Annotated in this window: 7 protein-coding genes; all 7 read right to left on the bottom strand. The window is 37.4% G+C overall.

The features are described 5' to 3' along the window. Positions 1–31 precede the first annotated feature (31 nt). The gene (locus P278_RS16100; RefSeq protein WP_051413631.1) at positions 32–1102 is read right to left on the bottom strand and encodes a discoidin domain-containing protein; all 1071 of its coding nucleotides are present in this window, start codon (positions 1100–1102) and stop codon (positions 32–34) included. 11 nt (positions 1103–1113) lie between these two features. After that, on the bottom strand, positions 1114–2943 hold the full coding sequence (locus P278_RS16095; RefSeq protein WP_038269011.1) for a RagB/SusD family nutrient uptake outer membrane protein: 1830 nt from the start codon (positions 2941–2943) through the stop codon (positions 1114–1116). A gap of 11 nt (positions 2944–2954) precedes the next feature. Then, positions 2955–6356 (bottom strand): TonB-dependent receptor, encoded by a 3402-nt coding sequence (locus tag P278_RS16090; protein ID WP_051413629.1) that lies wholly within the window; start codon positions 6354–6356, stop codon positions 2955–2957. 174 nt (positions 6357–6530) lie between these two features. Next, the gene (locus tag P278_RS16085; RefSeq protein WP_152973954.1) at positions 6531–7619 is read right to left on the bottom strand and encodes a FecR family protein; all 1089 of its coding nucleotides are present in this window, start codon (positions 7617–7619) and stop codon (positions 6531–6533) included. A gap of 103 nt (positions 7620–7722) precedes the next feature. Then, on the bottom strand, positions 7723–8301 hold the full coding sequence (locus tag P278_RS16080) for an RNA polymerase sigma factor (RefSeq protein ID WP_038269009.1): 579 nt from the start codon (positions 8299–8301) through the stop codon (positions 7723–7725). A gap of 224 nt (positions 8302–8525) precedes the next feature. Then, positions 8526–11258 (bottom strand): PKD domain-containing protein, encoded by a 2733-nt coding sequence (locus P278_RS16075; protein WP_161808368.1) that lies wholly within the window; start codon positions 11256–11258, stop codon positions 8526–8528. A gap of 164 nt (positions 11259–11422) precedes the next feature. Beyond that, positions 11423–12835, bottom strand: a complete 1413-nt coding sequence (locus tag P278_RS16070; protein ID WP_038269003.1) for a DUF4403 family protein — start codon at positions 12833–12835, stop codon at positions 11423–11425. Between the last annotated feature and the right edge of the window lie 38 nt (positions 12836–12873).

Genomic DNA, 12873 nt, shown 5'->3' with positions numbered 1-12873 from the left:
GACCCCTTTTGAGTCCCCTGGTATTTTTAAATTATTCGCCATACACATCTAGCTCGGCCAAAAAGGTAAAATTATTTGGGCCTTCAATTGCTGTCATTCTAATATACCTCATCTCGGGATTAGACGACAATCTATAACTTTGACCGCTAAAATCTGTATTGTCAAAATCAAATTCACCAATCATTTCCCAGGTAGTATTATCTAAGCTTCCCTCAATTGTAAATTTGGTCATTCCTCTGCTATCATTGTTTCGGGTAAACAATACGACTCTACTTACCACTTTTACCTCTTTCATATCTGCAGTGATCCAATGCGGGTAACTCGGAGAACCTGTCGACCAGGCAGAATGCCAGAAGGTATTAACATCTCCATCTATCGCTGCTGTAGCATATCCGTTTACCGGACCTTCACCTCCAGCCTCCTGAGATGAAAAGTCAACAATTTCCCAATCAGACTTATCAAATTTAGTTTCCGAGTATGGAGCCAATTCAAAAAATTGCGAAGGTGATTTTATCCCATTTTGACTGGTAACATATACTTCAAAGGTTTGCTCTTCATTAGACAATCCTGATAGCACAGCCTCTCCGTCAACTTCAGAAGAATTCGCTACAAAAATTTGAGGTAATCCATCCACATCGACATATTTTATGTTTACTCCTACCTCTTTTTCTGTTAAGTTTTCCCATGTAACGATAACACTTCCAAAATCAGGGTTGGCTGCCAGGGTATTGGCCACAAACATGTATGGAGGCTTATTAGGTGTTACATTTAAGGTAGTAGGCTCGGACAAATTACCGTGTTTATCTGAAGCTGCAACCTTAAACTCATATGCTCTTTCTGAAAGTCCGGAGATGGTAGCAGCATCATTGTATTCACTGAATTTTTGATGTTGAGGAATTCCATCATCATCTAAATAATCTACTCTTACAAACTCTACATTCTGATCGTCCGGAAAGCTCCATGTAAAAATGGCTTCTCCGTATCCAGCCTCTACCGTAATATTACCGGGGGCTTCTAAAATAACAACATCGTTATCCTCATCACAAGCTGTGAAAGTCAATGCTGTTAAACAAACTATTAATAAACCATATAATTTCTTCATAATCTTAATTTTTACCAGCCTGGGTTCTGCACTAAATTTTGATTTATTTCAACTTCAGATAATCTAATTGGAAACAGGTAATATCCTGGAGTTGTAAAAACTCTGTTTTCAACATTGACCGGCTTATAGAAGTCTACCGCTTCTGAGGATCTAATATCTAATCCTTGAGCAGGCACATTAAACATTTCTCCTTGTTTCCACCTTCTAACATCCCAGGTTCTATGTCCTTCATAACACAATTCAATATTTCTTTCCTGTTGAATAATCGCTCTCATTTCTTCTTTAGAAAAGGATGATTTTCCTACCAGGGACCAGGCTTCCAACACACCAGGGACATTGGATCTTTCTCTGATCAAATCCAGATATTGAATTACTTCAGCATGCCTTGCGGCTCCATAAGCTTCGTTTAATGCTTCTGCATAATTCAGATAGAGCTCTGCCATTCTAACCAAAGGCCACGGATAGTTAATGACTTGATTTTCAGAAGATGAAATGATCGTTTGAGGATGAACCCCCTTTTTAACCAGATATCCTGTAGGGGAATAATCATTAAGACCATTAGCCCATCCATGCGCTTCATCCATTCGCATTTTTAAAACTACTTCTGTATTATTTACTTCAAACAACCCTCTATCAAAACCGACAGTCGCATAAAATCTTGGCTCTCTGTTTCTGTGTAAAATAATTGTACTGTCTGCCATTTGAAATCTTGCGCTATAATTATAAGCCGGATCTACATCAATAGGCAAGCCATTCTCAGTGTAGAATGTTTCTACCATGGACAGTGAGCATGATTGTCCGTTATAGGAATTACTAGAGATTCTCGGAATACTATGACGTTGCCACCCGTAATATCCTTCTGGCACAGAGTACCCCCATACCACTTCTTTATTCCATGGGTCTACCATTGAATATCGATAATTAAGGGCTCCTTGTTCCATTTCATTATCACCTTCATTACTATAAGCATATAAATCATGACCTATAGTCTGAGCTGCTTCGATTGCATCTTTATTCGCATCTGCGGCCAACACCCATTTTTGTTCATCATAAGATGTATTCATCAATGGTGTTCCGTCATGCCCTGTAAAATCAGCATAAAACTCCGAGTTACCATTAAACAAAGGGCTTGCCGCATAAAGCAAAACTCTTGCCTTTAAGGCTTTTGCTATAGCTTTATTTACCCTGCCTAATTCCCTATCGGTAGAAACATCGTTTGGCAGTAAAGCATAGGCCTCATCAAACTTTTGGGCAATAAACTCTACACATTGATCGTATGGAATTCGGGGGGCATAAAAGTCTTCTCCTGAAGCATCCAAAGGCACCTCATTTTCCATAAGAACGATTGGGCCATATTGACGAAGTAAAATAAAATGATAATACCCTATAAGAAATGTAGCCTCTCCCTTCATTCTTCTTACCTCCGCTTGAGAGAAATCCGGAGTTTTATCTATATTATTCAAAAAGATATAGGCTTGCCTGATTCCATCATACATATCAATAGAACCCGCAGCTGTCCAATAATCGAAAAATGGATCAGAAGCATTTAACTCGCCCCTCATCATCCTTTTAGCATGATACCACGATCTATCCCAGGGCGTAACCATTTCATCAGTTCCCCAAAGGGCAATAGAACTGAACATATCATTTTCCTGAGGCATGAAGCCATACACAGAATATAAAAAGTTTAGGGCTTCATTTGGCCTGTTAAATGCATCATCCAAAGTTGAAACATCGTCAGGAACTATATCCAGATATTCATCGCATGAGGTCGATAGCATCATAAAAGAAAAGGCTATTACCAAAAGCAATCTATTTGTTGTTTTAAATCTTGTCTTCATAATCAATTACTTTACAGGTTAATTTGGGCTCCAAGGTTAAAAGTTCTTTGTGGTGGATATCCCAAACCATTTCCACCACCCATTTCAGGGTCCCAAAGATTGAATTTTGAAAAGGTTAGTAAGTTTACCCCATTCACATAAAATCTTACTTGGCGATTATACTGAAATCCAATTTCTGCACTTTTAAGTCTCATGAAAGAGCCGTCGCGCAACCACCATGAGGAATTTTGAACGTTATTTGGATTTTCGGATTCAGAAAGTCTTGGATAAAAAGCATATAAATTCTGGTTATCCTCCGTCCAATAGTCATTTGCTATAGCCTGGAGCACATTTCGTTCATTTTGAGCAAAAGGTTGTAAGCCACTCATGAAAAATGACACTCTTGCAATACCCTGAAAGAGCACACCAAAATCAAATTTCTTATACATTACATTAATCCCATACCCATAAGTTATTTCTGGCACACTTGGGTGCCCCATCGGAGTCCTGTCATTAGCATCAATTTTGTTTTGACCATCTATCTCGTTTGATATATCGGTATATTTTATATCTCCGGGGTAATATTGTGTAGTATAGGTTTGAGTTGGGCTATTATCTATTTCAGCCTGGTCTATGAACAAACGTTCTGCTTGAAGGCCCCATAATTGATTTACCGGTCGTCCCACTCTCGACAGATAGGAATACTTCAGATTCGGTTCATCCATCGCTAAAATTTTGTTTTGAGCGAATGTGAACGTACCTCTGGAAGAAACTATTAAGTCACTTCCAAAACTTTGATTATAACTCAGGGAAACATCTACACCTTTATTCTCTACCTCTCCAAGGTTAGCATAAGGTTTAGTATCACCGATACCAATCGTACCCGGAATCGTATTACGTTGCATAAAAATTCCTTCTCTACGTTCTTTAAACACATCAACGTTTAAAGTGACTTTATCAAATAACCCCAGGTCTAGTCCAACGTTGATCTTTTTACCAACCTCCCAGGTAATAGAATTATTTTCATAACGCGTAATTGCAACTCCTGGTCTGCTATTGTTAAAGTTCTGACCAAAAGTAAATCCATTATCTGCACCAAGATTCACATTACTGGTATAAGGGAAACGAACTGCTCCGATTCTATCATTTCCAGATTCACCATAAGATGCTCTAAGTTTTAATAGGCTAATTGACTTCTTGAGCGATTTGAAATATGGTTCGTTTGAAATGACATAACCCATCGCAAAGGATGGAAAAAAACCAAATCTTTTACCTTCAGCAAAATTCTCAGATCCATTATATCCAAAATTAACCTCGGCCAGATACCTATCGTCATATGCATAGGTCAATCTTCCGGATACTCCCTGGTTTCTGCTCGGCAATGAAGAGGTTAAATCACTTCCAATTACATTTACGTTATATTGGCGCTGAAGATAAACTAAGAGACCAGAAACATCATGCTTACCAAAAGTTCTATTGTAATTTAACGCCGCCTGTGTCATAAAGGATCTATCACCATTGTTGCTTCCACTTTGAGCGAGGGACTCTCTACCTCCCTGACCTATTTGGGACAATTCATATTCATAGGTATCTGTTTGCGGATCATACTGATAACCATCCAGTTGATAGAAATAGGGCTCATAAGATCTTGTGATTTCACTACTGGTCCAGTTTTTAAACGATGCAAAAGCTTTAAAGCTAAGACCTTTGGTGATCATATCTAATTGCTGTCTAATTCTAAAGGTTGAAATGAAGGTGGAGGAAAACCTTTCTTTATAACCTTTAACCAGGTCAGCATAAGGATTTGGAAACGTATTATAAGGGCCAAATCCACCGGTGGTATTCCCGAAATAAATATGTCCTGAACCTTCCGGTGTTGGGTATGTAACAGGAAAGCGCACTGGATTTGAATTCATTATGTTTCCAAAAATGTTACTTGCATCTACGGCCGGACCATTATAATTGATTAAATCGGCGTTAAGGTTAAGCTCTAGTTCGGTGGTAGGCGTTACATTTACGGAAATATTATTAACAAAGTTGTATCGCTTTTGATCTATATTATTATCAAAATCATTAACATCTGTTTCTTTTAAAATTCCTTTATCATGAAAAATGGAAGCTGACATATAATACCTTGCTGTTTGCCCTCCTCCTCTGATATTAAGGTTCCCATATTTACGAATGGAAAAATCGCTAAACAATTCATCTAACCAATCGACATTTGGATAAATATATGGGTCTCTGGCCTCCCTGGTTCCCTGAATTTTATCCTCTGAAAATTTAGGCGGTTGAAAAGGATTTTGGTTCTTTCGAGCTTCATTATACATATTCATAAAAGTAACCGCATCGGTGAATTCCGGATATTGTGTTGGGCTAATAAATGAATTTTCTACGGTAACATTTATTCGAGGTTTTCCTTCCATACCTCTCTTTGTTTCGATTAGAATAACACCATTAGCACCTCGAGCACCATAAATAGCAGTTGCGGAAGCATCTTTTAATATGGAGAAGTTTTGAATATTGGTTGGATCGATACTATTTAAATCACCCAAAGAGATCTCAATACCGTCCATAAATACTAAAGGGTTTGTATTTCCGAAAGTCGAAATTCCACGAATCCAAAATTGAGCAGCATCTCTTCCAGGTTCTCCAGATCGCTGAACTGCAATCACTCCTGAAAGACGCCCGGCAAAGGATTGAGACAAGCTACTGGACGGAATCTTCATTTCTTCAGGTTTTATAGCGGTAACGGCCCCTACCACAGACACCTTTTTTTGTTCTCCAAAACCTACGACCACTACTTCATCTAAGGCCTCAGCACTTTCCTGAAGTGTAATTTCGTAGGTTGCAGCCTCTCCTATTTCCATTTCAATGGCTTTAAAGCCTACATAGGACACCCTGATTTTAGGCTCAGCCGTTATCAGGTCTATTTCGAATTTTCCATCAAAATCAGTCGCTACTCCGTTCGTAGTTCCTACCTCAACCACATTCGCTCCTGGAATGGGGGTTCCGTTCGGGTCTAAGACCGTTCCATTTATTTTTCGCTGGGGAGCCCTTTTATTATTAGAATCCCCTTTTACGACATTTATCGTTTTTCCGATGATCTTAAACTCCAGACCCGAAATTGAGGAAATGTAAGACAAGACTTGATTTAGTGGTGCCTTTTTAAATGTTTTGGTCAGCTTCAGATTGTTGTCCAGGTCTTTTTTATCATAAGAAAACTTTAGGCTTGTTTTACTTTCAATCAATTGAAATGTTTTTTCCAAATTATTTTCTTGAAGCATTAAATCTATGGACTCTAATTGCGTACTATCAATATACTTTTCTAAGGTTTTATTCGCTGAATACGAGTAATTTAAACACGTAAAACACGCTAAAATAAAGGCAAAAGAGTGCCTTATACCACGATAAAACCCTGGTATCACATTTTTCATTTTTAATGGTTTTGGTGAAGTTTTAAATAAAGTGAATAAGTGCAGTCAGATGCTCTTTTCCGAAAAAGAGATCTCCGCATAGCTCATTTTAATTAAAATACTTTAACTAGGTTGGATACTGTTTTTTTTGAATTTTCATTTTCTGATTTGTTTTGGTTGACTTAATTTACTTTTTTACTTCTGTCTATATATAGTGATGAGATCTCCCTTTATTTTAAATTCAAATTCCTTAACAAAACTGATACTCTCCAGGACGTTTTGAAGTGATTCATTCTGAAATTTCCCGGAATAACTCCACCCCTGCAAGGCTTCTTCTTCTAATTCCGACACGATATTTATCCCATACCAATTTTCAAGCTTCTCTAAAACCACTAAACCGTTATCATTATTGAATATGAGATTCCCATTCATCCAGCCCACTACTTCATTTTTATTAAACTTCTGTTTCAGAAATACATGATTCTCATTAAAGTCTGCTAGAATTTGCTCACCTGGAACCAGCGTATCCCTATAATGATTACCATTTTCATTTTTAACCACAGAAACTTTACCTGTTGTTAATGAGACTTCAACTCTATTTTGGTTTTGATTAATATTAAATGAGGTCCCAAGGGCAGTAGTAATTACCCCATTAGCATTAACAACGAATGGCTTCTCAGGATTTTTAACTACATCAAAAAAAGCTTCTCCCTCCAGCACAACGTGTCTAACATCATCATCAAATTCTTCCTTAAATGTGATTGAACTACCTCCATTGATTACCACCTTGGTGCCGTCATGCAGAAAAGTGGTTAATTTCTCCCCTTTTTGAGCTACTCGGGTAATGAGATTATTATTATCGAAAAACAATTCACTCAAATCAGATTTAAAAATAATTCCAGAGGATATGATTATCAGTCCAATAAAAGAAGCGGCAATCATATAAATATTTCTTCGTCTATTTCTTTTGGAAATTAACTCACTGATGGGCAATGGGCGAACCTTTTTATCATCCTCCACCGCAAATGAGTCACGATTTATTTGCTTGTTGATTCTGGTTCTTAAATCTTGAATCCTTTGATTAGAGGTTTCAGCATGATGAAAATCAAGATTTCTTATAATAATGGATGCTTTATCAGATACTTCCTTAAGATGCGGATTTCGGATTAAAATATCGTTCCACTTTGTATCCTCCGTTTTTCCTTTAATCCAATCGATGTAGGATTCATCTGCAAGAAAATCATCAAGCTTGTAGTCTGTATATGGTTTCAAATTCGTTTTCAATGATGTATTAAAACTATCTCTTTTATATATAATACATCGAGTACTCTTTTTACTCCCTAAAAAAGTGGATTTTTTTTATTATCGATAAAAAAGCAATTGTAGACTATTTGGAAACCCCTTTTCTCAGGGTCATCATAGCTTTTGACAAAGCATTATAAACCGCTTTTTTACTGATTTGCATTACTTGTGAAATTTCTTCGAACGAAAGTTCATTGTAGTACTTAAGGTAGATAATTTCTTTTTGCCTGGAAGTTAGCTTAATAAATATTTCTTTGATTTTTTGGGATAACCGGCCATCATTGTTCTCTAAAAACATCAGGTTTTCTGCCGACATATCAAATGTGGCCGCTTTTGCATCTAACTCAGACCATGAAGCTATAAGATTAAACTTCTTACGCTTTTGCAGGCTTTTCATTAATTCATTTCTAAATGAAGCCATTAAGTAAAACCTAATATTATCTGTGGTCTTTAATTCTTTTCTAAGGATCCAAATTCTGCAAAACACTTCTTGAATACAATCATCAACCAAATCCCAGTCGGCTGTAAAGGTCTTACCATAATTCGTCAGGTAATGTACATGCTCTTCAAAAATTTGATTAAAGGCTCCCTTATCTCCAAACTTCATATCAGTCCAAAGATCAATGTCCTTTTGTTTATTATATGAGAGCTTTAAAACTTTCATTTAGCTAACGATAATCAATATTTACTTTTATTCAATTGGTTTCGAATGTATTACTATTTTATAGATAACACAAGAAAAAATAACGTTATTTTAACATACCATAAAAAAACGAATGAAACTCAATAAAAAAGTGAAAGTTTTAACTTTCTGTATTTTCATTTCAATCGTTCACAAAAAAAGAGCGATGTTCATCGCTCTTTTTATTTATGCTTCAGGACCCCCTGTTATTTTGAATCATCTGCTTTCCGGGTTACAAATCCTTTTAAGGTTTGCTTACTTTCACCCCGTTTGTCTTTAACGGTCAGAACTACATCGTATTTACCGGAAGATGCATTTTCATAAGAAACGATTGGACGTTCTTCAGTTGAAGTAGCAGGAATACCACCCGGGAATTCCCAGTAATACTCAGCTTCCTTATCGACTACCGAATAGTCTGCGAATCTTACAAACGGATCCTTATCTGACACTTCTGTTTTATCTGCCGACATATTTGCTTTGGGTGCTGTTAATTCTACCAGGTCATTTTCCCATAAGCCCCTGGAAGTACCAACGCGAATCTTACCTTTTGCATAATTAATAAACATAAAGCTTGTATTTGCCGCCTGCATTCCTTCGCCAAACAACTCCCATTGCTTCATGCCTTTTTTCCTGTAATAGACACCTAATCGTGTACCCACATAAAGAATATCATTGCTGCCTCTTTGATAGATCATCGAATAAATTGCATATGAAGGCAATCCTTCAGAATAGTCGAACCAACTATTCCCTCCGTCTTTAGACCCGATGACCTTAACTTCATTCTGACTCCCTTTAACTGTTACCCATACATGTTCAGGGTTTTGGTCACTAACAGCCATACGCCAAAGCGCATAATCTTTTACGAGGCTCTGTGGAGGGCTTACATCTTTCCAGGTTGTCCCTTCATCAGTTGATTTTATTACCTTATTAGGTTCTACTACGGCATAAACATAGTCTGAATTGGCAAAACTTGTTTTAACAGCAACCGCATTTTTCTTTTCATCCACGAAAGAACTTATGGTTTGCCAGGACTGGGCATTATCTACTGTTTTCTTCAGCAGATACGTTTTATTTCTATCGCCATAATCACTTCCGTAAATGGTATAGTATTTATGAGGATGAAATTCCAGGTTATCCAGCGTAATATAGCCTAGCTCAATCCCTAAGTCCTGGAACTGATGTCCTTTAACTCCTTCCAGTGATCTTTTAACCCTTTGGTGCCCCCATGGATGGGTATACATATATTGATCGTCTATCGGATTAACATTGGCAGCCATGGCGTCAGCTCCATTTACACCAATCCATCCACCGTATACTTCATCATCCCTAAAACAAATGCGATTGTGATTCAAACCAACCGCCATGATATCATTTTTAAAGGACTGTCCGAAGCCCCAAAGCTCTTGAATTCCCAGGCCGTCGGACTTATCTTTTACTATGGTTTTTCCTCCATCGGCAGAATAATATGCTCCTCCATCATTTCCATCCCAAATATGATCACCCACAATAGAAAGGCCATGGTGATCGCCATGTACTCCGGTATGCACATCGTTGGTAGGGTATCTATCATAAGCCCTTCCCTTGGTTACTTCTCCTGTAAGATCAAAATGCCAGGTCTTCCCTCCATCGGTGCTTACTTTTAATTTATTGGCCGCACAAGCCAATACATTTTCATCTGTTTCTGAAACCGTAAAAGCAAAGTTCCATGTGAGCTGAGCCAGATGACAGGTATCGTACAGAAAATCGGTTGTTCCCATGGCATTAACCAATGGTTCTTCACTATTTCCACAACAATTCTTTGAAAAACTTTTTCCGGCATCTGAAGATTTAAAAAACGAAATCATGTCCTTGTCTCGTCCGCCATTAAAACCGATCGCAATATAAACCACCTCATTATTAGCGGGCGTAGTACCCAGGCGTGCTCTGTGTGCTTTTGTATTATGGTCTGCCGGGAATCCTTCAGAAACGACCTCAAATGTTTTCCCGCCGTCTAAGGATCTTTTGAAATTAATCCATTTCGTTTTTTCAGACACTTCAAGGATATAAACTATTTTCGGATCGTTAGGTTTTACCCTCATGTCCCAGATCTTATTGGTCGTTTTATATTTTTCTGACCAGGAATCACCTCCATCTTCAGAAACATGCAGGGTATATGCTCCTTTTTCTTCGGTGGTTGCATACACCAAATCACTACTTACTGATGATACATCTACCCATAACAGACTTCCAAACTTATCCGGGAATGTCTTTTTTAAAGCTGTATAATCCCAGCTATTCCCTCCATTTACTGACTTTATAACACCAATATTGGTTGCCGCATATACTACTTTAGGATCTTTGCGACTGTAGACAATTTCATTGACCCATTCTACTTCGGGCACATCGTTAGAAACCAGGCTCCAGTCTTCGCCTGCATTTTCAGTCATCCATATTCCTGCGGTTGCGGCACCGGCCAAAACTGTAGTCGGTTCATCCGGCTTGATTCGAATGGATCGCAACACGCCTACTCCGGAATTATCTTGCCTGGTGTTCCACTTTAAGAAAATTTGTTTCCATTTATTACCCGCCTTAGGCTTCTTTCTTAAATTATCTTCAGATGATATCGGTTCTATATAATTACCATTAGCATCAATATTGGGAAAGTTTTTAGCTATGTACTTCTTGTATTCTTTAACGGCTTCCGTCTTTACATAGGGTCTGTTTTCAAAGTAAGAAACGAATTGATCCCTGACTTCGAAAAAATTTGGATTTTCAAGCCCTAAAGCATTGTACCAAGAGGTTAATTTGTGTTGGTTCGACCAATACATTTTTTTCTGTACCGTTAACTCTTCACCATCTTTTGCAGGGTCTTTATCATAATCAAAAGAAATCAACACTCCGCAAACTAAACACAGTACTCCTAAAAGGAGCACCTTTAAAACACTTTTACTTTTCAACATACTTATAGAATTAGCTCTAAACATAGATAAACTTCACTCGTATTAAAATCAATAATTCGAAAGTATAGTTGTATAAAAAGAAAACCAAACAAAACCTTATAGTTTTTGTTTGGTTTTATACAAAAGTATTCTTAGGCTGTCGCCAGTTACAAATTAAATAAGATCTATTCTAACCCATTTACATCAACTTCCACCTTTCCTTTTACCTCTATAAAGGCTATCAGAGCATTATTGGTAAGCTGAATTTTCTTGAAGTTAATATCTTTTACTGCTCCATTTACAAAAACACCTTTTACCGGAGAGTAATTATTTAAGTAATGTTCAATATTTTCTTTTCCTTCAACCAGGTTTGGTTCAATGGAGTATCGGCATTTTTCCTGAAACTGCAGAAGCATAAAGTTCCCTGCCAACCACTGTGCTGATTTAACCAATGCATTCTTTGTATCCAACACATAATCTAACTTATCAAAATAGACTTCTTTGGTCACATTATTATATTGTGGATATCCCGTAAGGTAAATAAGTCCGTTAACACTTCCTGCCACATCAAGTGCTATAACCATTTTTTGTGACCGTTGCCATATCTCAACATTTTGAACGGTAACCTTCTTTTTACCTGTTCCGAATTCATATCCTTTGAAATTTTTGGTCATAATTCGGGAAGCATCTTTATAGGAAGAAATTGCAGCGATGTTTGCAGTTACAGCTTCCGGAATTTTAATTACCGGTTTTAATACGATTTCACTGCGATTAAATTTAGCTTCGGGCTCTTTCCCAATGATGGTCTCCATGGCACATTTCATTCCCATTTTAAATTTAATGGATTGATCTTGTAATGATGCATCCGTAGTGTAGAGCTCTTCCGGGACCACTCTTAACCAACTTTCGTAGGTTTCACTCATTTCAAAAGGCTTACAGACCGCTTCTAAAGCGTCGAGCACATTCGGTTTAAAATCGAGTGATTCTTTAATTGACTGATCGATACTTTCCTCTATTACAGATTTAAAAATTGTTACTGCAGGATTCACAAGACTGGTTACAGGGATTCCCTGCCCTAAAACTTTCATTGTCGGAGCTTCATTCCACACCAGCGATTTTAATCTTGTATTTGTATTCAATTGCCAATTATTCAGTCCGACATCGCTTATTAGTGTCACCACTCCATCGAGATGAATGTCCCGAACATCTTCAAGTGGAATCCCAAACTTACTTACGCTAAAACGATAATTAATCAAGGCTTTTAATGGCAGGACCGTTTTAAGCTTTCCTCCTTCATTAGTAATGGAAATAGCATTTTGTTTCCAAACCTTCATTTTGAGATCATCGCCATCGAAATTTGAATCTTCATAAACCAATCCCTCAAGTGAGTTATTGGTTATTCGTTCGATGTCTTTAAGCTCTATGGTTACGGGAATATTAATAAACGAATAGACATTTTCGTAGACTAATGGCGCAGCATCATCAGGTTCGGGTTTTAAGGTGCTTAACTTTTTTTGAGTAGCACAACTGAAAATTGATGTAAGGATTATTACAACAGCACATACAACTGGCATCTTAGAAAGCCATTTATTTCTCATCAATAAGTAATTTAAAGTTCTTTAAGATTGGATTTTAA

The organism is Zhouia amylolytica AD3 (assembly GCF_000511935.2).
In the GTDB taxonomy this organism is placed as follows: Bacteria; Bacteroidota; Bacteroidia; order Flavobacteriales; family Flavobacteriaceae; genus Zhouia; species Zhouia amylolytica.
The sequence above is the reverse complement of the archived record's forward strand: the minus strand, read 5'-3'. Positions and strand labels throughout refer to the sequence as shown.

What these genes read in the sequence shown, in the direction of transcription:
- P278_RS16100 (WP_051413631.1), bottom strand. Translation starts at nt 1,102, where the DNA reads ATGAAGAAATTATATGGTTTATTAATAGTTTGTTTAACAGCATTGACT.
- P278_RS16095 (WP_038269011.1), bottom strand. Translation starts at nt 2,943, where the DNA reads ATGAAGACAAGATTTAAAACAACAAATAGATTGCTTTTGGTAATAGCC.
- P278_RS16090 (WP_051413629.1), bottom strand. Translation starts at nt 6,356, where the DNA reads ATGAAAAATGTGATACCAGGGTTTTATCGTGGTATAAGGCACTCTTTT.
- P278_RS16080 (WP_038269009.1), bottom strand. Translation starts at nt 8,301, where the DNA reads ATGAAAGTTTTAAAGCTCTCATATAATAAACAAAAGGACATTGATCTT.
- P278_RS16075 (WP_161808368.1), bottom strand. Translation starts at nt 11,258, where the DNA reads ATGTTGAAAAGTAAAAGTGTTTTAAAGGTGCTCCTTTTAGGAGTACTG.
- P278_RS16070 (WP_038269003.1), bottom strand. Translation starts at nt 12,835, where the DNA reads ATGAGAAATAAATGGCTTTCTAAGATGCCAGTTGTATGTGCTGTTGTA.